23 protein-coding genes and 3 tRNA genes are annotated in these 23,410 nt (G+C 54.7%); 12 read left to right on the forward strand and 14 right to left on the reverse strand.

The annotated features are described in order from the left end of the window. The first annotated feature begins 8 nt into the window (after window positions 1-8). From AM410_RS03745 to AM410_RS03755, 3 genes are all read left to right on the forward strand, one after another. Window positions 9-2,423, forward strand: coding sequence for a fimbrial biogenesis usher protein (locus AM410_RS03745; RefSeq protein WP_108647502.1), 2,415 nt, complete (start codon window positions 9-11; stop codon window positions 2,421-2,423). After that, window positions 2,420-2,989: a hypothetical protein gene (locus AM410_RS03750; RefSeq protein WP_223398459.1), complete on the forward strand. Its 570-nt coding sequence runs from the start codon at window positions 2,420-2,422 to the stop codon at window positions 2,987-2,989. Before AM410_RS03745 ends, AM410_RS03750 begins: the two co-directional genes overlap by 4 nt. A 117-nt stretch (window positions 2,990-3,106) precedes the next feature. After that, a complete protein-coding gene (locus AM410_RS03755) occupies window positions 3,107-3,808 on the forward strand; it encodes a DUF1120 domain-containing protein (RefSeq protein WP_040018575.1) in 702 nt (233 codons plus the stop codon). A 46-nt stretch (window positions 3,809-3,854) separates the two neighbouring features. Here AM410_RS03755 and deoD read toward each other — a convergent pair whose 3' ends face one another. The 4 genes from deoD to deoC all read right to left on the reverse strand — a co-directional run bounded on the left by deoD (window position 3,855) and on the right by deoC (window position 8,117). Next, a complete protein-coding gene (gene deoD / locus AM410_RS03760; protein WP_013095492.1) occupies window positions 3,855-4,577 on the reverse strand; it encodes a purine-nucleoside phosphorylase in 723 nt (240 codons plus the stop codon). 104 nt (window positions 4,578-4,681) lie between these two features. Next, window positions 4,682-5,905: a phosphopentomutase gene (gene deoB / locus AM410_RS03765; protein WP_020885280.1), complete on the reverse strand. Its 1,224-nt coding sequence runs from the start codon at window positions 5,903-5,905 to the stop codon at window positions 4,682-4,684. Between the two features lie 53 nt (window positions 5,906-5,958). Continuing rightward, complete coding sequence (deoA, locus tag AM410_RS03770) at window positions 5,959-7,281, reverse strand: thymidine phosphorylase (RefSeq protein WP_014168528.1); 1,323 nt, start codon at window positions 7,279-7,281, stop codon at window positions 5,959-5,961. A 56-nt stretch (window positions 7,282-7,337) separates the two neighbouring features. Beyond that, a complete protein-coding gene (gene deoC / locus AM410_RS03775; RefSeq protein ID WP_020885282.1) occupies window positions 7,338-8,117 on the reverse strand; it encodes a deoxyribose-phosphate aldolase in 780 nt (259 codons plus the stop codon). 261 nt (window positions 8,118-8,378) lie between these two features. Here deoC and AM410_RS03780 point away from each other — a divergent pair, with 261 nt between their 5' ends. Next, window positions 8,379-9,926 (forward strand): YjjI family glycine radical enzyme, encoded by a 1,548-nt coding sequence (locus AM410_RS03780; protein WP_040018574.1) that lies wholly within the window; start codon window positions 8,379-8,381, stop codon window positions 9,924-9,926. Continuing rightward, entirely contained in the window at window positions 9,901-10,761 is an 861-nt protein-coding gene (locus AM410_RS03785) for a YjjW family glycine radical enzyme activase (protein WP_020885284.1), read from the forward strand. The genes AM410_RS03780 and AM410_RS03785 overlap by 26 nt, the downstream gene beginning before the upstream one ends. Here the strand turns inward: AM410_RS03785 and AM410_RS03790 are convergent. From AM410_RS03790 to AM410_RS03825, 8 genes are all read right to left on the reverse strand, one after another. After that, window positions 10,756-11,538, reverse strand: coding sequence for a TatD family hydrolase (locus tag AM410_RS03790; protein WP_047356946.1), 783 nt, complete (start codon window positions 11,536-11,538; stop codon window positions 10,756-10,758). The genes AM410_RS03785 and AM410_RS03790 overlap by 6 nt on opposite strands. Continuing rightward, on the reverse strand, window positions 11,535-12,587 hold the full coding sequence (locus AM410_RS03795) for a patatin-like phospholipase family protein (RefSeq protein WP_020885286.1): 1,053 nt from the start codon (window positions 12,585-12,587) through the stop codon (window positions 11,535-11,537). The genes AM410_RS03790 and AM410_RS03795 overlap by 4 nt, the downstream gene beginning before the upstream one ends. Before the next feature lie 120 nt (window positions 12,588-12,707). Continuing rightward, the gene (locus tag AM410_RS03800; RefSeq protein WP_003856556.1) at window positions 12,708-12,869 is read right to left on the reverse strand and encodes a DUF1328 domain-containing protein; all 162 of its coding nucleotides are present in this window, start codon (window positions 12,867-12,869) and stop codon (window positions 12,708-12,710) included. A 129-nt stretch (window positions 12,870-12,998) separates the two neighbouring features. Next, window positions 12,999-13,616: a molecular chaperone OsmY gene (osmY, locus tag AM410_RS03805; protein ID WP_020885287.1), complete on the reverse strand. Its 618-nt coding sequence runs from the start codon at window positions 13,614-13,616 to the stop codon at window positions 12,999-13,001. A 303-nt stretch (window positions 13,617-13,919) separates the two neighbouring features. Next, window positions 13,920-15,509, reverse strand: coding sequence for a peptide chain release factor 3 (prfC, locus tag AM410_RS03810; RefSeq protein ID WP_014168520.1), 1,590 nt, complete (start codon window positions 15,507-15,509; stop codon window positions 13,920-13,922). A gap of 91 nt (window positions 15,510-15,600) precedes the next feature. Further along, window positions 15,601-16,278 (reverse strand): pyrimidine 5'-nucleotidase, encoded by a 678-nt coding sequence (gene yjjG / locus AM410_RS03815; RefSeq protein ID WP_014168519.1) that lies wholly within the window; start codon window positions 16,276-16,278, stop codon window positions 15,601-15,603. Window positions 16,279-16,297: 19 nt separating this feature from the next. Further along, the gene (gene rimI / locus AM410_RS03820) at window positions 16,298-16,741 is read right to left on the reverse strand and encodes a ribosomal protein S18-alanine N-acetyltransferase (RefSeq protein WP_020885288.1); all 444 of its coding nucleotides are present in this window, start codon (window positions 16,739-16,741) and stop codon (window positions 16,298-16,300) included. Beyond that, window positions 16,710-17,123, reverse strand: a complete 414-nt coding sequence (locus tag AM410_RS03825) for a DNA polymerase III subunit psi (protein ID WP_014168517.1) — start codon at window positions 17,121-17,123, stop codon at window positions 16,710-16,712. The genes rimI and AM410_RS03825 overlap by 32 nt, the downstream gene beginning before the upstream one ends. Window positions 17,124-17,225: 102 nt before the next feature. Here AM410_RS03825 and rsmC point away from each other — a divergent pair, with 102 nt between their 5' ends. From rsmC to AM410_RS03845, 4 genes are all read left to right on the forward strand, one after another. Next, window positions 17,226-18,254, forward strand: coding sequence for a 16S rRNA (guanine(1207)-N(2))-methyltransferase RsmC (gene rsmC, locus AM410_RS03830; protein ID WP_014168516.1), 1,029 nt, complete (start codon window positions 17,226-17,228; stop codon window positions 18,252-18,254). Window positions 18,255-18,428: 174 nt separating this feature from the next. Then, window positions 18,429-18,515: transfer RNA gene (locus tag AM410_RS03835), tRNA-Leu, on the forward strand. 28 nt (window positions 18,516-18,543) lie between these two features. Beyond that, a tRNA-Leu gene (locus tag AM410_RS03840) sits at window positions 18,544-18,630 on the forward strand. A gap of 32 nt (window positions 18,631-18,662) precedes the next feature. After that, window positions 18,663-18,749 (forward strand) — tRNA-Leu (locus AM410_RS03845). A gap of 40 nt (window positions 18,750-18,789) precedes the next feature. On the opposite strand, the gene AM410_RS03850 is transcribed toward AM410_RS03845, so the two are convergent. After that, entirely contained in the window at window positions 18,790-19,059 is a 270-nt protein-coding gene (locus AM410_RS03850) for a DUF1435 domain-containing protein (RefSeq protein WP_062777987.1), read from the reverse strand. 215 nt (window positions 19,060-19,274) lie between these two features. Here AM410_RS03850 and AM410_RS03855 point away from each other — a divergent pair, with 215 nt between their 5' ends. Both AM410_RS03855 and fhuF read left to right on the forward strand, forming a co-directional pair. Next, the gene (locus AM410_RS03855; RefSeq protein ID WP_020885291.1) at window positions 19,275-20,339 is read left to right on the forward strand and encodes a GGDEF domain-containing protein; all 1,065 of its coding nucleotides are present in this window, start codon (window positions 19,275-19,277) and stop codon (window positions 20,337-20,339) included. 94 nt (window positions 20,340-20,433) lie between these two features. Then, window positions 20,434-21,222 carry a siderophore-iron reductase FhuF gene (gene fhuF, locus AM410_RS03860; protein ID WP_108647503.1) on the forward strand — a complete coding sequence of 263 codons (789 nt, stop codon included), beginning with the start codon at window positions 20,434-20,436 and terminating at the stop codon, window positions 21,220-21,222. A gap of 47 nt (window positions 21,223-21,269) precedes the next feature. Here the strand turns inward: fhuF and AM410_RS03865 are convergent, their stop codons facing one another. Then, window positions 21,270-22,616: a PTS sugar transporter subunit IIC gene (locus tag AM410_RS03865; RefSeq protein ID WP_025205610.1), complete on the reverse strand. Its 1,347-nt coding sequence runs from the start codon at window positions 22,614-22,616 to the stop codon at window positions 21,270-21,272. A gap of 328 nt (window positions 22,617-22,944) precedes the next feature. Here AM410_RS03865 and AM410_RS03870 point away from each other — a divergent pair, with 328 nt between their 5' ends. After that, the gene (locus AM410_RS03870) at window positions 22,945-23,403 is read left to right on the forward strand and encodes a YbaK/EbsC family protein (RefSeq protein ID WP_108647505.1); all 459 of its coding nucleotides are present in this window, start codon (window positions 22,945-22,947) and stop codon (window positions 23,401-23,403) included. Window positions 23,404-23,410: the final 7 nt, after the last annotated feature.

A 23,410-nucleotide genomic window follows, 5' to 3' on the forward strand; every position in this document is an offset into this window, starting at 1 on the left:
ATGTTTTGGTGATTGAGTTCTCTTTGCGTAATCAGACGCTTCGCGCCGCCATACTGGGGGCTTTGACGTTGCCCGCCCAGTCGGTATCGGCGGCCGGTATGGATTTTAATACCGATATTCTGGCGACCCGCGGTATCAGCACCAACCTCGCCCACTACTTCTCCCAGGCCCAGCGATACCTGCCGGGGCCGCATGCCGTGCAGGTAAAGATTAACGGCGTCGATAAAGGCACGCTTGCGATCCGCGTGGGAGAGGAAGGGCAACTGTGTCTGGATGATGACTTTACCCGTGCGGCAGGTCTTCTTCCGCTGAATATCGATGCAAAAGAGCCCTGCCATAATCTTCTGCAAGATTACCCGACGGCCACCGTCACGCTGCTGCCCAACGCGGAGTCGCTTGAGATTTATGTTCCCGCAGAGGCGATGGACAATGGTTTTTATGCCGCGAAATACTACGCACACGGCGGTGCGGCGGGTCTTATCAATTACAGTGCGTTCAGCAACTACAACGAGTACGGCAGCGGTGGAAACAGTACCTTTTCCCAGGGCAATATTGGCGCCGGTCTCAACGTGGCGAACTGGACGCTGCGCAGCAACTTTATCCTGACCGACGATAACGGAACCCGCAGCACAGAGAATCTCTATACCTACGCAGAACACGTCTTCGAAGAACGGAAACTTCGCATTCAGGCGGGGCAGATTAACGTCAACTCGGCGCTGTTCAGTGGCGCACAAATTAATGGCGTTCAGTTCCTGCCGGAAACGGGCCTGCAACCGAATATTCCGGCGACGACTATTTCCGGCATCGCCCGCACCAACCAGGCGCGCGTTGACGTTCGTCAGTCCGGGCAGGTTATCTATTCCTCGCTGGAGAATGCCGGTCCGTTTACTCTGACCGATGTCCCGGTGGTGCGTGGCAACGTGGATTTGGACATCAGCGTGGTCGAAACCGACGGTTCCACCACGACGTTTACGGTTCCCTCCTCCTCACTGAACGTGAGCGGGATGACGCGCACCGAAGGGCTCAGCGTCTCTTTGGGTAAAGTTCGCGATACCGGGGATGAACAGGGGTCGCCCTGGGTATTTAATTTTTCTGACGGAACCCGGTTTACGCCCCAGCTCACCGGCGTCACAGCAGGCGTGCTGGCAGAGCAGTATCAGGCGGTCGGGGCGATGCTGGAATGGTCGCCAGCCGAGTACTGGCTCCTTTCTCCCAGCGTTCAGATGAGCCGCTCGCAGTTCTACGGTCAACAAAATGGCCGCAAGATAGAATTGCAAAGTCACCTTTCCCTTCCCGAGCAACTCACGCTTGGGGTCAGCGCATCAACCTACAGCACCGGCTACCGGGAGTTAAACGAGGCGATGGACGCTGAATCCCAGCGCTATCAAAGCGCCTGGAATACCAGCCTCAACTGGAACAACGCATGGGTTGGCTCGCTTTCTTTCCAGTACAGCGAGAATGCTGGCGATGAAGAGAGCAGTAGCTCCCGCTACCTGATGGTCTCCTGGGGCAAGAGTCTGGGGCACACGTCGCTCTCAGTGAACTGGCAGCACGCCCTCAGCAGCAGTGAGACGGAGAAGGGCGGCACAAGTGATGGCGACCTGCTCTATCTTAATCTGGTCATTCCGTTTGGCACTGAGCGCATCAGTACCTATATGCGCAGCCAGGGTGAAAAACAAAACCTCGGTATTCAGGACAGCGGATCGTGGGGTCAAAACACCAATTACAACCTCTCGGTCGATCGCGACAATCAGGACAAGACCCAGTCGTTTAACGGCAATGTCAGCACCAACCTGCACTACACACAGCTGGGCATGGCCGCAGGGCTGAATGACGGGAACCAGCATAATTACAGCACCTCCCTCAGCGGCGGCATCGCCCTGCATGGTCATGGCATTACGTTTGCACCCTACCCGATTAAAGACACCTTTGGCATTGCGCGATTAAGCGAGCCGGAAAGCGGTATTCAAATCACCACGCCCGATGGAACCGTCTGGACCGATGCGTGGGGACAAGCCGTGGTGCCGGGTCTGCGCGAGTGGCAAACCTCTCAGATTGTCATTGATGCCAGCTCCCTGCCACAGGGAATGGATTTATCAAACGGGATACAGACCGTTTCCGCAGCTTACGGCTCATTCGCGCAGGTGGATTTCCACGTGCTGAACACGCGTCGTCTAATGCTGACCGTGAAACGCCCTGACGGGTCATGGCTCGCCAGAGGGCTTAGCGTGGTGGATAAAGATAGCCGTTATATCGTGAGCGTAATGGATAACGGCAGCGTGTTTATTCCCGACGCCACGGATGCGCCCGCCCTGTATGTGGTGGACGACAACATGGCAAAAATTTGCCACATCACGTATTCGCTCAGCGAAGAAAAAAATACCGAGTCCTATTACGAAAAAGCAGAAGGAATGTGCCAGTGAAAACCTGTTATTCCCTTTTATTCGCGGCGTTTGCCAGCATGATTTTGCTCTTCTCCGCACGCGCGTCCAGTGAAGAGTGTCAGGTTACGTTTTCGCAGCCCGTTGTCTCGTTTGGAAAACTCAAACCGTCGGATATCGCCGCCTCGCAGAAGAACTGGAACCGGATGCCGGCCAAAGAAATCACGGCCAACGTCTTCTGCCCGGAGCCGAGAGTGATGGCGCTGTTTCTGCAGTCCACTGCGGGCGTCAATGGGGGGGTTCTCTTTGGTCAGGACGGGCGACTGGCCATTATTGCCGACAATATGGTGGTTGACGGGCATGCCTGCACGCTGGCGAAAACGACGGACCGTATCGGTTTTACGCCCTCCTCCAGTCCGACGCAACGCGCGTTTATCAAAAATAATGAAGGTCTCGTTGCCCGGCAAAATGCCGTGCCGGTGCGGGGTAAACACATGAGCTTCACCCTTAAGATTGTTCCCGTCATTAATAACAGCCAGCTTCGTCATGTTGCTGACAATACCCTTCTTGAGAGCAATATGGCCTGGGAATTATTAACACAGGAATAACCCCATTCACGCGTCAGGTACCTGCCTGCGTGAAGCGTAGAAAAGCACTACCGTTACCAATACTGACGGGTTAATACCCCGCAATGTCATGCTTTTTATTTATGTTAAGGATTAACAATGAAAAAATGTTTACTCGTTGTCGCGCTGGCCCTGGCGGCCACATCCGCACACGCGGGCGATACCGCCGTGCTGAAAGTCAAAGCCTCGCTTGCCGGTGCCTCGTGTGTACCGGAGCTGAGCAATAATGGCGTGATCGATTTTGGCAGGATTCATATTGGCGATTTGTCGCAAACCCAGGCTACGCAGCTGGGCGAAAAAGGGGTGATGCTGACGATCAACTGCCCAACGCCAACAAAGGTGGGCTGGAGCATTGCGGATAACCGTACCGATTCCAACGCCAGCACGGGCAGCAGTAACCTGAAGGTGAAAAACGCCAATGCTAACGGCGGTGAGCTTCGCGGTGCGATGAGCACCTTTGGGCTGGGCAAAACGCACGATGGTAAAAACATCGGCGCGTACTCCATTTACACCACGCCAGGCGATGTGACGGCGAACGGCAATAACGCAGAGCCTATCCGTACGGCCGTGACCGCGGGAGCGGGCGTGAGCCGCTGGCAGAAAGCCAACGGTGGTACCATCGCCAATAAAGATTTGGGTCTGATGAGCGTTGCGCCGGCGGGCAAAAACGACCCGATGGCGGTCACCAGCGTCTCTTTCCCGCTGAACGTGTCGCTGGCGGTCGAGAATCTGAAGAATCTGTCTTTAACGGAAGATACGGAGTTTGACGGTCAGGCGACCATCAGCGTGGTGTATTTGTAACCGGGAAGAGCATGCCGGGCAGCGAACGCCGCCCGGCAGTACAACATTACTCTTTGTCGCCCAGCAGAACGGATTCCAGCGCGATTTTGATCATGTCGTTGAAGGTGGTCTGACGCTCAGCAGCGGTCGTCTGCTCGTGCGTACGGATATGGTCAGACACGGTGCAGATGGTCAGAGCTTTCGCGCCAAACTCAGCCGCGACACCGTAGATACCTGCCGCTTCCATTTCCACACCCAGGATGCCGTACTTTTCCATCACGTCGAACATCTCGCCGCCGTCTGGTGCATAGAACAGGTCAGCAGAGAACAGGTTACCCACGCGTGCGTCTACGCCCAGCGCTTTTGCGGCGTCAACCGCGTTACGCACCATGCCGAAGTCAGCGATGGCGGCAAAGTCATGGTCTTTGAAACGCATACGGTTAACTTTAGAGTCCGTGCACGCGCCCATGCCGATAACCACATCACGCAGCTTAACGTCCATACGTACTGCACCGCAGGAGCCTACGCGAATGATTTTCTTCACGCCAAAATCGGTGATCAGCTCTTTGGTGTAGATGGAGCAGGATGGGATACCCATACCGTGACCCATCACGGAGATTTTGCGGCCTTTGTACGTACCGGTGAAGCCCAGCATGCCGCGAACGTTGTTCACTTCACGCACGTCTTCGAGGAAAGTTTCTGCAATGTGCTTCGCGCGCAGCGGGTCGCCCGGCATCAATACGACGTCAGCGAAATCACCCATTTCGGCATTAATGTGAGGAGTTGCCATCTTCAGTTCCTTTTATCGTGTTTTTGCCGGGTGGCGGCGGCGCCTGCCCGGCCTGCATGGTGTTCTCCCTCTCGCGAAGGGAGAGGGGATACGCCCGGATGTGTTTAGAACATGGCCTTGCCATATTCCATGTCGGACGTACCAAAGTATTTCGCGATAGTCTGACCGATATCGGCGAAGGTTTCACGGTGGCCCAGTGAGCCAGGTTTCACTTTCGGGCCGTACACCAGCACAGGAATATGCTCGCGCGTGTGATCGGTACCGGTCCAGGTTGGGTCGCAGCCGTGGTCGGCGGTCAGGATCAGAATGTCATCTTCCCCCACCAGCTCCATCAGCTCCGGCAGACGGCGGTCAAACAGTTCCAGTCCCGCGGCATAACCGGCCACGTCACGACGGTGGCCCCAGGAGGAGTCGAAGTCCACGAAGTTGGTGAAGACGATAGTCTTGTCACCCGCTTCTTTCATCTCTTTGATGGTGGCGTCAAACAGCGCATCCAGACCAGTGGCTTTCACTTTTTTGGTGATACCGCAGTTGGCATAGATGTCTGCAATTTTCCCCACGGACACCACGTGGCCGTCTTTCTCGTCAACCAGCTTCTGCAGTACGGTCGGTGCCGGTGGTTCAACGGCCAGGTCATGACGGTTACCGGTACGCTGGAAGTTACCCGCTTTATCACCGATAAACGGACGTGCAATCACGCGACCGATGTTATAGCCGCCTTCGGTCAGCTCTTCACGTGCGATTTCGCACAGCTCGTAAAGCTTATCCAGGCCAAAGGTCTCTTCGTGGCAGGCAATCTGGAACACGGAGTCGGCAGAGGTGTAGAAAATCGGCTTGCCGGTTTTCATGTGCTCTTCACCGAGTTCGTCCAGAATCACGGTACCGGAAGAGTGGCAGTTACCGAGGTAGCCCGGCAGATTGGCACGCTTGACCAGCTTGTCCAGCAGCTCCTGCGGGAAGCTGTTCTCGTGATCGGAGAAGTAACCCCAGTCGAAGAGAACCGGCACGCCGGCGATTTCCCAGTGGCCAGACGGGGTATCTTTACCGGAAGAGAGCTCGTGCGCCCAGGCGTACGCGCCTACCACTTCCGCATTGCCGTCCATACCGGCTGCAATTTTACCGGTAGAACCTTCATGGGCTTTTACCAGACCCAGACGGGTCAGGTTTGGCAGAGTCAGAGGGCCTTTACGACCGTTGTCCGCTTCGCCTTTCGCACAGGCTTCAGCGATGTGACCCATGGTATCGGAACCCACGTCACCAAAACGTTCTGCATCTTCGGTTGCGCCGATGCCGAATGAGTCCAGCACCATAATAAATGCACGTTTCATAATTGTTCTCCGTACGTAGTGCTTCAAAAATTATCGATCAGATCAGTATACCGCTATTCGGTGATACGGCGATAGACAGTCGGTGTGCTTTGCGGTGCTTTATCATCAAGCGTAATGGCCGCTTTCACCGCCTTCGCCGCTTCCTGCCAGCTGGCTTCATCTTTCGCGTGGATCACGGCCAGCGGACGTTGACCATCGACGCTGTCACCCAGACGCGCCATATCGGTAAAGCCGACGCTGTAATCAATGGTGTCCGAGGCCTGACGACGACCGCCGCCCATCGACACGACCGCCATGCCGAGCGCGCGCGTATCCATCGCCGAGACAAAGCCTTCGGTATCGGCGTAGACCGCTTTGCTGAGCGTCGCCGTTGGCAGGTATTTCGCGTAGTGTTCAACGAAGTCGGTCGGGCCTTTCTGCGCTGCTACCATGCGGCCGAAGATCTCTGCCGCTTTGCCGTTATCCAGCACCGCCTGAAGTTTGGCGCGTGCGTCGGCATCATCGCTGGCGAGCTTGCCGGAGATCAGCATCTCCACGCACAGGGCCATGGTGACATCGAGCAGACGCGGGTTCCGGTATTCACCGGTGAGGAACTGCACGGCTTCACGCACTTCCACGGCGTTGCCTGCGCTGGACGCCAGCACCTGGTTCATGTCCGTCAGCAGGGCGGTAGTACGCACGCCCGCTCCGTTGGAGACGCCCACAATGGCTTCTGCCAGCGCCGCGGAAAGTTCATAGGTCGGCATAAATGCGCCGCTGCCCACTTTCACATCCATGACCAGCGCATCCAGGCCTTCCGCCAGTTTCTTGGCGAGGATAGAGGCGGTAATCAGGGGAATAGAGTCAACGGTCGCGGTGATATCGCGGGTCGCGTAGAAGCGCTTGTCTGCAGGAGCAAGAGAGCTGGTCTGGCCGATAATCGCCACACCAACGTCTTTAATAATGTCGCGGAAGCGATGGTCATCCGGGAAGATATCGAAGCCCGGGATGGCTTCCAGTTTGTCGAGCGTACCGCCGGTATGTCCCAGGCCACGCCCGGAGATCATGGGGATATAACCACCACAGGCCGCCACCATTGGGCCCAGCATCAGTGACGTCACGTCACCTACACCGCCGGTTGAGTGTTTATCCACAATCGGGCCGTTTAGGTTCAGGCTTTTCCAGTCCAGAACGGTTCCTGAATCTCGCATCGCCATGGTCAGCGATACACGCTCAGGCATCGACATATCGTGGAAGAAAATGGTCATCGCCAGAGCAGCAATCTGCCCTTCAGAGATGGTGTTATCACGAATGCCATTGATAAAGAAGCGGATCTCTTCGTCGCTTAATGCATGACCATCACGTTTTTTACGAATAATTTCTTGTGCGAGAAACACGGTAACCCCCGAGAAAACAGGTTAAATGCGGCGGATGGCCCGCCGCAGGATAAAAATTAGTAGCTGCTTGCGCTCTTACCGTCGCCGTGACCCAGCGCTTTCAGCAGGCTCGCCAGCAGGCTGGATGCACCAAAGCGATAGTGACGGGAATCCGCCCACGCCGGACCAAACAGTTCGTCGGCAATCGCCAGGAACTGCTGCGCATCTTCAGCCGTGCGCACGCCGCCCGCAGGTTTGAAGCCTACGGTTTTTTCCACGCCCATATCACGGATCACTTCCATCATGATGCGCGCGCTTTCCGGCGTTGCGTTCACCGGCACTTTACCGGTAGAGGTTTTGATGAAATCTGCACCCGCGTTGATGGAGATTTCAGACGCTTTACGGATCAGCGCTTCTTCTTTCAGCTCACCGGTTTCGATGATCACTTTCAGCAGCACGTTTGCCGCAGCACAAGCGTCTTTACACGCTTTCACCAGGTCAAAACCAACCTGCTCGTTACCGGCGATCAGCGCACGGTACGGGAATACCACGTCCACTTCGTCAGCGCCGTACGCGATGGCCGCGCGGGTTTCAGCCAGCGCAATCTCGATGTCGTCATTGCCGTGCGGGAAGTTAGTCACGGTTGCAATGCGTACATCCGGCGTGCCCTGCTCTTTCAGCGTCTTACGGGCAATGGGGATAAAGCGCGGGTAGATACAGACGGCTGCAGTGTTCCCGACGGGCGTTTTCGCCTGATGGCACAGGGCGATGACTTTCTCATTGGTGTCGTCATCATTCAGGGTGGTCAGGTCCATCAGTTTCAACGCGCGCAGGCTGCTTGCAGTTAAATCGGTCATAACATTCTCCAACGGCATCGCCGTATAAATTTCACCTTGCGGTCTGTGACTATTCTAACATCCAGCCGCACTTACACTTCGACATTCATCACAGTTAATGAAAACTGCGTACAAATTTGCATTACTGTAATGAGATGAACTTCAAATTTTACTGCTATCGCTGCTGATTAAAGCAGCGATACCCGGTGTGGGATCAAAAGTCCCCCCGGGATGACTTCCTACAATTCGGTCATCATCCGCAGAACCATAAAGGAAGCGAATATGTCCCACGCCAGCCCTCACGCACTGCAACAACGTTGCCAGCAAATTGTGACAAGCCCGGTATTGACCCCCGAGCAAAAACGTCATTTTCTGGCGCTGGAAGCGGAGAACCATCTTCCCTACCCCGCGCTGCCTCAGGCCGCTCGCACCGCGCTGGAAGAGGGATTTATCTGCGACATGTTCGAAGGCCATGCGCCTTATAAACCGCGCTATGTTCTGCCTGATTACGCCAGATTCCTCGCCAACGGCTCGGCATGGCTGGAACTGGAAGGGGCAAAGGATCTGGATGACGCGCTCTCACTGCTGACCATCCTGTACCACCATGTTCCTTCTGTCACATCGATGCCGGTCTTCCTCGGTCATCTTGATGCATTACTGCAACCGTATGTTAATATTCTAACACAAGAAGAAATCGATAGCCGAATAAAACGTTTCTGGCGCTATCTCGACAGAACGCTTCCGGATGCGTTTATGCATGCCAATATTGGTCCGGCGGACACGCCCGTTACCCGCGCGATTTTACGCGCTGATGCAGAGCTGAAGCAGGTCGCACCGAATCTGACCTTTATTTATGATCCCGATATCACGCCAGACTCGCTGCTGCTCAGGGTGGCCGAAAACCTCTGTGAATGCAGCAAACCCCATATTTCTAACGGCCCGGTGAATGATAAAATTTTCACAAAAAGCCGTTATGGTATCGTGAGTTGTTACAACTCCCTGCCGCTGGCAGGCGGTGGCAGCACGCTGGTGCGCCTGAACCTGAAGGCCATTGCCGAACACAGCGACTCGCCCGAAGACTTTTTTAGCCGTACGTTGCCCCACTACTGCCAGCAGCAACTGGCCGTCATCAATGCCCGCTGCGAGTTCCTGTATCAAAAATCCGGCTTCTTTGAGAATAGCTTCCTCGTCAAAGAGGGGCTGATTGATCCCGACCGCTTTGTGCCGATGTTCGGCATGTATGGCCTGGCCGAAGCGGTGAACGTGCTGTGTGAGAAAGCGGGTTCACCGGGCCGTTACGGTAAAGACGACCAGGCCAACGCGCTGGGGTATCGGATCAGCGAACAGCTCGCGGCGTTTGTTGAAAGCACACCGGTAAAATACGGCTGGAAACAGCGTGCGATGCTGCATGCCCAGTCCGGAATAAGCTCTGATATCGGTACGACGCCGGGCGCGCGGTTGCCTTACGGGGAGGAGCCGGACCCGATTAGCCACCTGCTGAGCGTGGCGCCACACCACAAGCACTATCACGCCGGGATTAGCGACATCCTGACGCTGGACGAGACGGTCAAACGCAACCCGCAGGCCGTGGTGCAACTGTGTCTGGGTGCGTTCAACGCGGGAATGCGGGAGTTCACCGCCAACGTGGCCGGTAACGATCTGGTACGCGTGACCGGATATATGGTGCGGTTGTCCGACCTGGAGAAATACCGTGAAACAGGGTCACGCACTAACACCACCTGGCTTGGAGAAGAAGCCGCCCGACACACCCGCATCCTGGAGCGCCAGCCACGCGTGATAAGCCATGAACAGCAGATGCGCTTTAGTTAGTCAGGTGATCCCCTTCTCCTGCGTGGACGGGCCGGGCAGCCGCCTGGCTCTGTTTCTCCAGGGGTGCAACCTGCGCTGCAAAACCTGCCACAATCCGTGGACCATCGGACGCTGCAACGACTGCGGCGACTGCGTACCCCACTGTCCGCACGATGCGCTGAACATACAGGCCGGGCGGGTCTGGTGGCAGGAGAGTCAGTGTCAGCAGTGTGATACCTGCCTGCAGTTGTGCCAGCAGCAGGCAACGCCAATGGCGCACCGTTTTAGCGTCGACGAGATCCTCACTCAGCTCTCTAAATCCGCACCCTTTATTGAAGGTATTACCGTGAGCGGCGGTGAAGCGACAACGCAGCTACCGTTCCTGGTGGCGCTCTTCACGGCGATCAAAGCCGATCCCGCCCTGCAACACCTGACGTGCCTGGTGGACAGCAACGGTCTGTTAGGGGAAACCGGCTGGCAAAAACTGCTGCCGGTATTCGACGGGGCAATGGTGGATTTGAAGGCCTGGGGGAACGAACACCATCGCTTCCTGACCGGACGCGAAAATCCGCAGATTAAGCACAGTATCCGCTGGCTGGCACACCACCAGCGGCTGGCGGAACTGCGATTACTGGTGATCCCGGAGCAGTGTGATTATCTGGAGCATCTCAAAGCACTGACGGCGTTTATCCACGCGTTGGGAAATGTCCCGGTACGCATTAACGCCTTTCATGCTCACGGCGTTTACGGTGAGGCGGCGTCCTGGCGCAGCGCCACGCCAGAAGATATTGAGCCGCTGGCGCGGGCGCTGGAACAACAGCAGATTGTGGTAATCCGACCGGCGCTTTATCTATAGCGTGATACCAAATACCGCGCGGGTATTCTCCAGCAGGGCATGCGCAATCACCTCTTCCGGCTCCTCGCGCAACTCACAGAGCGTGTCAAAGACCCGAGCGGCCTGCTCCGGGCGATTTGGCTGCCCCTGAAAACCGTTGAGCGGCATATCCGGTGCGTCGGTTTCCAGTAATAATGCTTCGAGCGGCAGCTGCGCCATCACATCGCGGGTTTTACTGGCGCGTGGATAGGTGATGGTACCCCCGACGCCAATTTTATAGCCCAGCGCAATAAAGCGCTGCGCCTGCTGCAGGCTCCCTGAAAAACCGTGCACAACGCCCCTTCGCGGAAGATCGATACGCTTCAGATGCATTGCCAGTTTGTCATGGGTTCGACGGGAGTGAAGGATCACCGGCAGATCGTGGCGCTTCGCCAGACGCAGCTGCGCATCAAGGATCGTCTGCTGGCGCGCAAACTGCGGATCGTCGCGATAGAGATCGAGGCCGATCTCACCGATGGCGACAAGTTTGTCGCCAGCCGTCTGCACAATGGCGTCCAGCGCGTCGATATGCTCATCAAGATGGTGTTCAATCACAATGGGATGCAGGCCGAGCGCGGCGTACAGCGCCTGGTGTCGCCTTGAGAGATCCAGTACCCGCTCAAAGTATGCCGCTTCAACCGCCGGCACAATTATCGCCTCTACGCCGGCTTGTGCAGCTCGCGTGATGCTTTGCTCTTCATCCCCCGTAAACGGTGGAAAATCAAAATGACAGTGGGTATCGATAAACCGGTACGTCACGCCAGATCCTCATTATCTAACAATGCGTCATTCGCCTGCGGAGCATCCACCAGTGGCATCGCCAGCGCATCATTCGCCACCACTGCCGGTGGGGTAATAATGGCTTTATGACGATGTATAGGCGGTTGTTCAGCCAGCAGTTTGCCTATTGTCGCCAGGAAGTAACGCCCGCACAGGCGCCCCGTTTTGTAATCGGTACGCAGCGCAGGAACGCGGCTGCCCAGCGCCATGCTGACCAGCGGTTTGGGCGGGTAAATTTCAAATATACGCAGCTTACCCGGCGGTTTTTCAATAAAGCGCTGCATGGCGCCGTAGGTCGTTTCATGCTGCTTCGCGATATTGACCAGATGTTGCAGGCTGCTGTCGCCTAACCAGCGCTCCATGCGTTTAAACCACTGCGGGGTATAGTACATTTGCGACGGGACGGTGCGGATCACCACAATGGTGTTTGCCCCGCGTCGCGCAGCTTCCTGTACCGGCACCGCGTCACTGATGCCGCCGTCGAGATAGCTGATGCCGTCCAGCAGCGCGCCGGAACGATAGAAACCGGGAATGGCGCTGGAGGCGCGAATGATATCCAGCCAGTTCTCTTTTTGAGGAGAGAAATACCCCGGCGTGTAGTCATCACCACGGCTGGCGCACATCCAGAACTCTTTTCCGCTGTCGAACAGGCGCGCCGCCGTATCCATTGCCAGCGGCATCTGGCTTGAGGTCGAATCCAGCAGCCAGTCGAGGTCAATCAAATTCCCGCCGCGCACAAAGCGCACCGGGTTGAAAAATTCTTTCGCCGTGGTGTAGCGCATGATCACTTTTCGCGCGTAGCCGGGCTGGTTACAGACATAAGCAGAGAGGTTTTGCGCCCCGGCAGAGGTCCCGAAGTACAGGTCAAACGGGTTGAATTGCGCGCGCATAAACTCGTCCAGCACACCGGCCGTAAAAATGCCGCGCTGTCCGCCACCTTCACACACCAGCGCAAGCGGGCCTGCGCGAAACGGCTTTAACGCCAGCGGCGCAATATTGCCGAGCGTAACGGGAATTCGTTGCCCCACCTCTGCTTTCCTGTTTTCATTTTTCTGTTATGACACAGTAGCGCACCCGACCAGCGACTGAAACAAGAAAAAGCCAGTCACGAGGACTGGCTTTTTTTTGTTGAAGGAATATTGCGTTTGCTACGGACGTCGACGACCCGTAAACAGGCTGACCAGGAACAGAATAATACCCACGACAAAGACAATTTTTGCTGCCCATGCCGCTGTACCTGCCAGACCACCAAAGCCCAATGCGGCGGCAATTAACGCGATAACCAGAAATATAATGCCCCAACGAAACATAAGCTTCTCCTTTACCATAGTTAATGTCGGCCGCTAAATGTGAGCGCGCTCAGGTCACTCACCGGCGATTTTCCAGAGTCATTTTTATTTCGCCCGCTGACGTTAGCCAGACGGGCGAATAGTGCAGATTTACTTCGTTTTCAGATCGTTTTTAACGCTTTTAACACCATCGATCGCTTTCGCGATGGACTCGGCGCGCTCACTTTGCGCCTGAGAATCGACCGTACCGGAAAGCTGAACCACGCCATCGGTGGTTTCCACTTTCACTTTACGAGATGGCACGATGTCATCTGCTAAAAGTTTAGCTTTGATTTCGCTGGTGGTGGCTGCATCTCCGGCATACCCTTTCACCGACGCGTTTTTGCTGTCCCGAACGTGCAGTTTGTCGCTCACGGACGCTACACCTTCAACACCCTTCGCCACTTTTACCGCCTGTTCGGCCTGGGCCTGGCTTTCTACAAAACCACTCAGGGTGACAACTTTCTTGTCAGTTTTAACGGAAATATCGGTGCTCTTGATAGCTTCATCATCCACCAGTGCGGCTTTCACTTTTGCTGTGATTGAGCTGTCATCCATGAAATTACCGACTTTATTCATAGAGCTATCGATTTTTTGCCCTGCGGTATCGGCGGTGGACTGCGCTTTATCCATAGTGCTGGTTTCAGCCAGAGCAGAACCACTTACCAGGATGCTACCCAGTGTCACAGCCAGCAGAGTTTTAGAAATCTTCAGTCTTGTCATATTCATCGATGTATTCCTGTGTATACCCGTCATTCGGGCGACATACTTCCCTAATTGCTAGTTTTATATATTGCGAATGAACACACGGGCAAAATGGAGAACCCAAAGTCATGCATTGAACAGTTAATTCATCCACGCCCGGTGTTAAACACTGAGTTAAATATAGATCACTCTCACAGTGCCGCTTTCAGATTTGGGTAAAAAACGAGCAAAAGACGCGAAATAATGTTGAATTAAGAACATTCCGCAAGAGATTAATAAGACAGGAAATAAAGAAGAGCACGGCGATTGCCGTGCTCTGAGAGGGGATCAGTGTTCGCGCGTTTTGCGGAACTGGACATCAGGATAACGTTCCTGAGTCAGGTTCAGGTTTACCATGGTTGGAGCGATATACGTCAGGTTATCACCGCCATCCAGTGCCAGCTGCACTTCGTTCTTACGTTTAAATTCTTCGAATTTCTTCACGTCAGAACACTCTACCCAGCGCGCGGTCGCCACGTTAACCGATTCATAGATCGCTTCCACGTTGTACTCGCTCTTCAGACGCGCAACGACCACGTCGAACTGCAGCACACCGACAGCGCCTACGATCAGATCGTTGTTAGCGATTGGGCGGAACACCTGGACTGCGCCCTCTTCGGAAAGCTGAACCAGCCCTTTCAGCAGCTGTTTCTGTTTCAGCGGATCGCGCAGGCGAATACGACGGAACAGTTCCGGTGCGAAGTTCGGAATACCGGTGAACTTCATCATTTCACCCTGGGTGAAGGTATCGCCGATCTGAATCGTACCGTGGTTGTGCAGACCGATGATGTCGCCCGGATAGGCTTCTTCAACGTGCGAACGGTCGCCCGCCATAAAGGTCAGCGCGTCGGAGATCACCACATCTTTACCGATACGTACCTGACGCAGCTTCATGCCCTTTTCATACTTACCGGACACCACGCGCATAAAGGCGACGCGGTCACGGTGTTTCGGGTCCATGTTGGCCTGAATTTTAAAGACGAAACCGGTGAACTTCTCTTCTTTCGCTTCCACTTCACGGGTGTCAGTTTTACGTGACATCGGTTGTGGCGCCCACTCCACCAGGCCATCAAGCATATGGTCAACGCCGAAGTTACCCAGCGCGGTACCAAAGAAGACCGGGGTGATTTCACCGCTCAGGAACAGCTCTCTGTCGAATTCGTGAGATGCACCTTGAACCAGCTCCAGCTCGTCACGCAGCTGCGCGGCCAGCTCTTCACCCACAGCTGCATCCAGCTCCGGGTTATCCAGACCTTTTACGATACGGACTTCCTGAATGGTATGGCCTTTGCCGGTCTGGTAAAGATAGGTTTCGTCTTTATAAAGGTGATAGACACCCTTGAACAGCTTGCCGCAGCCAATGGGCCAGGTGATAGGCGCACAGGCAATTTTCAGCTCGTTTTCCACTTCATCCATCAGCTCCATCGGGTCGCGGATGTCACGGTCGAGTTTGTTCATAAAGGTGAGGATCGGCGTATCGCGCAGACGGGTAACTTCCATCAGCTTACGGGTACGATCTTCTACCCCTTTCGCGGCGTCGATGACCATCAGACAGCAGTCCACCGCCGTCAGCGTACGGTAGGTATCTTCCGAGAAGTCTTCGTGCCCTGGGGTATCCAGCAGGTTGACCAGGCAATCATGATACGGGAACTGCATCACGGAGGTGGTAATGGAAATACCACGCTGCTTTTCCATCTCCATCCAGTCAGATTTTGCATGCTGGTTGGAACCACGGCCTTTTACGGTACCCGCAGTCTGAATCGCCTGTCCGAACAGCAACACCTTCTCGGTGATGGTCGTTTTACCGGCATCCGGGTGAGAGATAATGGCAAAAGTACGGCGCCTGGCCACCTCTTGCAGATAAGGAGACAACGTCATAATGAAATCTTCTATATAAGCGCGGCGTCAGGCCGCGCATCATGGGATACGAAAAATGCGGCTATTTTACCCATCAATGGGGGGCAGGCAATCATTGTTTACACAGGAGCTGCTCCAGTTCGTTCAATGACGTGACGGTCCAGGTCGGCTGGATACCTTCCGGCAACGTGCGACCGTGTGCATTCAGCCAGACGGTCGACAGGCCGGCGTTCATCCCGCCACGAATATCCGACTCCGCGGTGTCCCCGACCATCAGCACTCGTTCACGATCGGGATTGCCCGCTTGTTCCAGCGCATAATCAAAAATACGCGGATCCGGCTTAGGTACGCCCACCTCTTCAGAGATCACCAGCGCGTCAAAATGATCGCGCAGGCCCGTACGCTCAAGGCGGATCTGCTGCAGGGCGGTAAACCCGTTGGTAATAATGCCCAGCTTCGCCTTGCCCTTCAGGGCGTCCAGCAGGGAAACCGCGCCCGGCAACGGCGCGCAGATATCCGCCATGGCATTAAGAAAGGCATCGTTAAGCGCACCCGGGCTGACGTTTAACCGCTCGGCCCAGACATCAAAGCGCTGGTGCTGCAGCTGTAACGCGGTGATGGCACCGTTCTGGTAATCCACCCACAGCGGTTTGTTTACCGCCTGATAGTCCTGAAAGTCTTCAGCGGTGAAGGTAACGCTATAATCGAGAAACATCCGCTGTAGGCCGCCAAACGAGTCAAACGTAAACAGCGTTTCGTCGGCATCAAAGAAAATCCAGTCCCATTTCATCGTTACAACCTTATTTTAGTTATCCAAGCGGCAGAGCCATTATGATGGCGTCTTCACGTCCCTCTGCGGTGGGGTAGTAGTTACGGCGGATAGTCGCCTCGTTAAAGCCTAAGCTTTCATAGAGTGCGATGGCGGCGACATTCGACGCGCGCACCTCCAGCCACAGGGTGAAAACGTCACGGGTTTCGAGCTCGCGAATGAGATGCTCAAGCAGTTCTCTTCCCAGCCCCCGGCGCTGATACGCGGGATCAACCGCGATATTAAACAGCGTCGCTTCGTCCAGAACGACCTGCGTGATGGCAAAAGCGGCCATCGTGCCGTCGACGTCCAGACGGTAATTCAGATACCGCTCGCCCTGATTGCTGGCGAGGGTTTTTTCGCTCCATGGAAAAGCATGGGCGCGCGTTTCAATCGCGTACGCCGCGGTCAGGTCAGGCGTCGTGAGGGAAGAAATCGTGTTCATATTCGCAGATTTGTTGCCATAGCGCGCTGCGCGCTTTTGGGTTGGCTTTCAGTTCGTCCAGCGCTGGCGAGCAGATCTGGCTCCCTTCCAGGGAGACCTCATCGATGTCTCCCATACGCCAGCTGTTGCAGCGGCTGTCGGATGGCAGCATGGTGACCCTGTCTGGCGTAAGCTGTAAAACCTGTTCAGTGGTCAGCTTCAGGCTACGAAGGACATCACCAATAAGGGGTTCATTCAGGGCAGGCAGTTCCTCCGCCACCATCACCAGCCGGACGTGCGCAGGGATGGAGATGGCGATTTCGCCCTGCAACGCCGTCGGGCGACGCAAGGCCCACTGGGTGATGCCCAGTTGCTGCAACTGCCAGTCTCGTCGGGATGTCATAGGGAAAACTCCTGTCTCTCAGGCGCGCAAATATAGCAAATGTGTCGAAACTGCGCCATCTACCTACTATAATCCCCGCCTGAGTTAATTGAGGAACAATTCATGTCTGCATTTACCCCGGCAAGTGAAGTCTTGCTGCGTCACAGTGATGATTTCGAAGAAAGCCGTATTCTGTTTGCCGGAGATATGCAGGATGACCTGCCCGCACGTTTCGACTGTGCTGAAAGCCGTGCCCACACCCAATACTACCACCACTGGCAGGTACTGAGCCGCCAGATGGACGACCGCGCGCGCTTTAGCCTGGTCGCTGAACAGAGCGACATCGCCGACTGCGACACGCTCATCTACTACTGGCCGAAGAACAAGCCAGAAGCCCAGTTCCAGCTGATGAACCTGCTTTCTCTGCTGCCCGTTGGCTGCGATATTTTCGTGGTCGGTGAGAACCGCAGCGGCGTTCGTAGCGCAGAACAGATGCTGGAAGGCTATGCGCAGCTGAATAAAATCGACAGCGCCCGTCGCTGTGGCCTGTATCACGGCCGTCTGGAAAAACAGGCGACCTTTGATGCTGAGAAATTCTGGGATGAGTATCAGCTTGACGGTCTGACCATTAAAACTCTGCCAGGCGTCTTCAGCCGCGACGGTCTGGACGTGGGCAGCCAGCTGCTGCTCTCCACCCTGACGCCGCATACGAAAGGCAAAGTGCTGGACGTCGGCTGTGGCGCGGGTGTACTGGCGACCGTACTGGCGAGCCATTCGCCAAAAGTGCGCTTAACCCTGTGCGATGTGAGCGCCCCGGCGGTTGAAGCAAGCCGCGCAACGCTTGCTGCAAACGGCCTGGAAGGCGACGTGTTTGCCAGCAACGTCTTCTCTGATGTGAATGGCCGTTTCGACATGATCATCTCCAACCCGCCATTCCACGATGGTATGGAAACCAGCCTTGAAGCGGCGCAAACGCTGATCCGTGGTGCAGTACGTCATCTGAACAGCGGGGGTGAACTGCGTATCGTGGCTAACGCCTTCTTGCCGTACCCGAAAGTGCTGGATGAAACCTTTGGCTTCCATGAAGTCATCGCCCAGACGGGTCGCTTTAAGGTTTACCGCACCGTGATGACGCGTCAGGCTAAGAAGTAATCCTCCTTATCTGGCAGGCCGGATACGCGTAACCGCTATCCGGCAAAACCGGGCGCTACCATCGGCCATTTTTGCAGCAATCAAAACAGCGTGCGCATTTTTCTGTTGACGTAAAGCTGAAAACATCTAGAATGCGCCTCCGTGGTTACGATACTTTTACAGTGTCGATGGTATGCGAAGGTGGCGGAATTGGTAGACGCGCTAGCTTCAGGTGTTAGTGTCCTTACGGACGTGGGGGTTCAAGTCCCCCCCCTCGCACCATAAATCACGTTGATATTGCTCGCACTGGGCGAAGGTGGCGGAATTGGTAGACGCGCTAGCTTCAGGTGTTAGTGTTCTTACGGACGTGGGGGTTCAAGTCCCCCCCCTCGCACCAACGAGGCGATATCAAAAAAGTAAGATGACTGTGCGAAGGTGGCGGAATTGGTAGACGCGCTAGCTTCAGGTGTTAGTGTCCTTACGGACGTGGGGGTTCAAGTCCCCCCCCTCGCACCAATTATCTTACATCCTTTCTGACGTTCTTCTCGCTTTCCGCTTATTTCAAACTCATCAGTATCACCAGAATTCCACTGACCAGTGCTACGCATGACGGCAGTAACACAAAGTGGCGCAGCTGTTTATGCCAGATCATCCCTGACGTCACTAACAGTCCTGACACAATGAGCGCTTTCCAAACATCAATGGAGAGATCGGCAAACATCAGACCGCCAAGAATCGCCCCCGGCAGTAACACTCCCCAACCACTTCCCAGCGCCCTGTTCAACATGGTTCGCCCTCTCACACTGATAATGATAACCAATATCATATGATATCAATTATCATTTGTCAGCGCGATTAATCAAAAACTCTCCCCCTTTACCTTTCCTGTAATGACAGGAAATGCCTAAGGTGATAAATTGCTCACCTGTTAACTAGACCTAAAGTTTTTCTGATAATTACTCTTTGAGTTTTTTGCATCTTTCATTGCGAAACAACACCTATTTACCTGTTTTAATTAAATATTAATAAAAACGCACTACTATGACATCACAATCCTGGCGGTCTTTGGTCCACAGTAAATATCAATTATCGTTACGTTTATTTTTATTTCTGAACGCGACCTCAGCTGTGTTCTCGGTAACAAACCCGCTCTATTCTATTCGCCTGTTATCGGTCCCTCTGATTTCTATTTTTGTTATCAGCATCGGGCTGCTCGTCTGGCACTGGAAAAAGAGAACCCGCAAGGTAAATATTCCTGCCGTTTCAGCGATCTTCGGTATTTTATGGGCGTGGCAGGTGGCCTCGAAATTTTCGTTAATTACCCACGATCAGGCGACCTATTTGATCATGGCATTATTAACGGTACTGTTTATTGGTACGCTGGCCTTCGCCAGTAATATCAAAGCATTTACGCTGCACTCCTTCCCCACCTTTATTGTCTGCCTGTGGTTAAGTAATCATGATATATGGCTGAGAATGACCTATTCTTTCGCACTTCCTGTGGTAGCAATTGCGATTCATAACATTTTGCAAAGACGTAACGATCGCTTCGCGCAGGAACTGCTCTCCCGTTTGCTGGAGGAGCGTGAGACCCTCACCGATCTGAGCATGATGGACCCGCTTACCGGCCTTTATAACCGTCGCGGACTGCAAAGCCGGCTGGAGAATCTTCCGGCAGTGGAGAACGGCGAGCACTTTGTCCTGCTGATGGATATCGACCACTTTAAAGCCTACAACGACCACTACGGCCATATGATGGGCGACCAGGCGCTGATCCGGGTCTCTGCTGCCATCCGTGATGCCGTGCGTTCACGTGATATTGTGGCGCGCTTCGGCGGGGAAGAATTTATGGTTCTGCTGACCAATATTTCTCTCGAGCATGCGCGCCAGACGGCAGAGCGGATCCGCCAGAAAGTCTACGATTTAAAAATTCCGCATATGTTCAATGAAAGCGTGGCGACAAACGTCACCATCAGCATTGGAATTGCCATTTTTGAGGATGAAGATGCCGAAGGCGCACTGGAGAAAGCGGACAAAGCCCTCTACGAAGCAAAACATATGGGGCGCAATAACATCCTGCTGAGCGAAGAGCTTCAGACCGCGTAAGCGCGGCGTCATATAACGAGGACAAAAGTCTTGCCATCGGTATGAGCAATAGTTAGGATTGGCAATCATTATCATTTAGATTTGTATCTCTACTATGGCCACTCATACCGCACAAATCGTTGAACCCCTTCTCTGGAGAGCCCGCCTCCCCACCGGGAATGTTTCGCTTGCGGATGCCATCAGGGATAAGATCGCTAAAACCCGCGCCCACCTGCTGGACTTTATCAGGCTGGATGAAGCGCACCCGCACCACGCCATGACGCTGGAAGAGTGGCGACAGCCGTCGACACTGCAGTCGTTGCTGGCAACCTATTCCGACCATATCTATCGCAATCAACCGACCCTTACGCGGGAAAACAAACCCCTGCTCTCCCTCTGGGCGCAGTGGTATATCGGGCTGATGGTGCCCCCACTCATGCTGGCGCTGCTCACTCAAGAGGGCATGCTGGAACTCTCCCCGGAATATTTTCATGTCGAGTTCCACGAGACCGGCCGTGCGGCCTGTTTCTGGATTGATCTCCACGAAGACCAGAACGCGGAGCACCTCTCTGCTCTGGAACGTATGGAGCTGCTCATAACTCGCGCCCTGATCCCGGTGGTGGATGCGCTGGAAGAGACGGGGGAAATCAACGGGAAGCTTATCTGGAGCAATACCGGGTATTTAATCCACTGGTATTTGACGGAAATGAAACCTCTGCTCGGTGATGAGAAGGTCGAGGCCCTGCGCCAGTCCTGTTTCTTTGCAAAACAGCTTTCCGATGGCCGCGATAACCCGTTATTCCGCACCGTGGTCCTTCGTGACGGGCTTCTGGTTCGCCGCACCTGCTGCCAGCGTTATCGCCTGCCGGACGTTCAGCAGTGTGGAGATTGTACGCTCAAGTAAGGACAGGTGTTGCCGGGCCGCATTAACGCTGACCCGGCATCCGTTTCTCACGCTACCTGCTGATTTTCCTCTTCCGCATTACGTTGCGCTTCTTCCGCTTCCTGCTCCAGCAGTTGCTTCTCGTACACTTTAAAGAACGGGAAGTAGATGATGGCCGATACGCACGCCAGGACCACCACCAGAATGGCTGCACGGAAATCCCAGCCCAGCGCCCATGCGGCACCTACCGGTGCAGGTGCCGTCCACGGCACAACGGAGATCACGCGGCCAATCAAATCGAACTTCATCGCCGACCAGGCCAGCACGGCGTTAACCATGGGAGCCAGCAGGAACGGAATAAAGAACACCGGGTTCATGACAATCGGCGTACCGAAAATAACGGGTTCGTTGATGTTAAAGAGGCTTGGCACCACGCTCAGGCGGCCGATAGAACGCAGATGAGCGGAGCGGCTGCGCAGGTAGCAGAACACCAGCCCCATCGTGGCACCTGACCCCCCGATGACGATAAAGAACGTCCAGAATGCTTCCATAAAAATATGCGGCAGCGGCTGGCTGGCGGCCAGCGCGGTCTGGTTAGCGCCCAGGTTGGTCAGCCAGAACATCTGCAACATCCCGGAGACAATCGCGGCGCCGTGGATCCCGGCGAACCACAGCAAATGTCCAATCAACACCGCCAGCAGGATTGCCGGCAGGGAGTCTGCGGCGGAAACCAGCGGTTTGAAGACAGACATAATCGCCTGCGGGATCAGCATGCCAAACTCAGACTGAATCACCAGACTCAGCGGGTAAAGCGTCAACACCACCACCAGCACCGGGATCAACAGATCAAAGGAGTTTTTGATCATCGGCGGAACCTGGTCCGGCAGACGGATCCCAATGTTATGCGCTTTGAGAAAACGCATCATCTCAACGCAGTAGATAGCCACCAGAATCGCGGTAAAAATGCCTGTCCCGCCGAGGCTGTCGACCGGAAGCGTGCCTTTGGTTTTCGGCGCCGCGACCAGCAGAAACGCCATCAGTGACAGCATGGCGCACATAAACGGGTCTAACTGATGCGATTTGACATAGTGTTTGCCAAGGTTATAGGCAATGGCCGCGCAGATATACAGGGACATAACGCCCATCGTCATATCAAACGGCGTGAGGATCTGACCTTCAAATTGCTTCGCCATGTCCAGCCAGGCGCGCGCGAAACCCCAGGTGGTATCAGGCGAAAACGGTGGATACGCGAAGACGAGTAAAAATGAACCCACAATCATGAACGGCATCGCGGAGATAAAGCCATCACGAATAGCCATAACATGACGCTGGGAGGAGATCCGCCCGGCAATCGGGCTGACGTAATTTTCTACAAAACGAAATATCAGATTAAACGCAGCATGGTTGGCAGACATAGCAGATCTCCTTTCAGACGTTTATGACGGGCGCATTCACGCCATACGTTGGTCCATACATCACCTTCACAACCTTGCCGGCGCGTTTACCAGCGGTACTGCTCAGACGGAATGGTTTCATATTTAGCTCTTATTATTGGATACAGGGGACGTTACACAGTCAGTATTAATCTCTCACTCACGGTCTGCAACCGGTTACTGTAACCGGTTTCCGTGAATGTGAAGGCGATCCAGAAATCGACCGTGTGGGATATTTGTTACTGAAGAGATATTTACAGAGCATAAATTCTTATGACAGATTACGCGGGATATTTGTCAGGAGGAAACAATGAGTTTGCAGTCTGTACAGCAGTTTTTTGCCGACAACGCTCCGGATATAGAGGTTATTGAACTTAGCCAGAGTACCGCAACCGTTGCGTTGGCTGCTGCCGCCCATCATGTTGAGCCGGGACAAATCGCCAAGACGCTGTCGTTGAAGGTTAAAAATGACATCATTCTGGTGGTCGCGAAAGGTGATGCGCGTCTGGATAATAAAAAACTGAAAGACACGTTTGGCGCAAAAGCACGCATGCTCAGTTGTGATGAAGTGGTGACCATCACGGGTCATCCTGTTGGCGGCGTGTGCCCGTTTGGGCTGGAAAATCCGCTCGCGGTTTATTGCGATATTTCACTGAAACAGTATGCTGAAGTGCTGCCGGCCGCGGGTGCAATTCACAGTGCCGTGCGTATTTCACCAGACAGAATGGCAGAACTGACGTCCGCAAAATGGGTAGATGTTTGCATCTGAATGAGGC

The organism is Enterobacter cloacae complex sp. FDA-CDC-AR_0164 (assembly GCF_003071645.1).
In the GTDB taxonomy this organism is placed as follows: Bacteria; Pseudomonadota; Gammaproteobacteria; order Enterobacterales; family Enterobacteriaceae; genus Enterobacter; species Enterobacter ludwigii.

Coding starts and splice junctions, on each gene's coding strand:
- AM410_RS03755 (WP_040018575.1), top strand. CDS start 3,107: ATGAAAAAATGTTTACTCGTTGTCGCGCTGGCCCTGGCGGCCACATCC.
- deoD (WP_013095492.1), bottom strand. CDS start 4,577: ATGGCAACTCCTCACATTAATGCCGAAATGGGTGATTTCGCTGACGTC.
- deoB (WP_020885280.1), bottom strand. CDS start 5,905: ATGAAACGTGCATTTATTATGGTGCTGGACTCATTCGGCATCGGCGCA.
- deoC (WP_020885282.1), bottom strand. CDS start 8,117: ATGACCGATTTAACTGCAAGCAGCCTGCGCGCGTTGAAACTGATGGAC.
- AM410_RS03780 (WP_040018574.1), top strand. CDS start 8,379: ATGTCCCACGCCAGCCCTCACGCACTGCAACAACGTTGCCAGCAAATT.
- AM410_RS03785 (WP_020885284.1), top strand. CDS start 9,901: ATGAACAGCAGATGCGCTTTAGTTAGTCAGGTGATCCCCTTCTCCTGC.
- AM410_RS03800 (WP_003856556.1), bottom strand. CDS start 12,869: ATGTTTCGTTGGGGCATTATATTTCTGGTTATCGCGTTAATTGCCGCC.
- osmY (WP_020885287.1), bottom strand. CDS start 13,616: ATGAATATGACAAGACTGAAGATTTCTAAAACTCTGCTGGCTGTGACA.
- prfC (WP_014168520.1), bottom strand. CDS start 15,509: ATGACGTTGTCTCCTTATCTGCAAGAGGTGGCCAGGCGCCGTACTTTT.
- yjjG (WP_014168519.1), bottom strand. CDS start 16,278: ATGAAATGGGACTGGATTTTCTTTGATGCCGACGAAACGCTGTTTACG.
- rimI (WP_020885288.1), bottom strand. CDS start 16,741: ATGAACACGATTTCTTCCCTCACGACGCCTGACCTGACCGCGGCGTAC.
- AM410_RS03825 (WP_014168517.1), bottom strand. CDS start 17,123: ATGACATCCCGACGAGACTGGCAGTTGCAGCAACTGGGCATCACCCAG.
- rsmC (WP_014168516.1), top strand. CDS start 17,226: ATGTCTGCATTTACCCCGGCAAGTGAAGTCTTGCTGCGTCACAGTGAT.
- AM410_RS03850 (WP_062777987.1), bottom strand. CDS start 19,059: ATGATATTGGTTATCATTATCAGTGTGAGAGGGCGAACCATGTTGAAC.
- AM410_RS03855 (WP_020885291.1), top strand. CDS start 19,275: ATGACATCACAATCCTGGCGGTCTTTGGTCCACAGTAAATATCAATTA.
- fhuF (WP_108647503.1), top strand. CDS start 20,434: ATGGCCACTCATACCGCACAAATCGTTGAACCCCTTCTCTGGAGAGCC.
- AM410_RS03865 (WP_025205610.1), bottom strand. CDS start 22,616: ATGTCTGCCAACCATGCTGCGTTTAATCTGATATTTCGTTTTGTAGAA.
- AM410_RS03870 (WP_108647505.1), top strand. CDS start 22,945: ATGAGTTTGCAGTCTGTACAGCAGTTTTTTGCCGACAACGCTCCGGAT.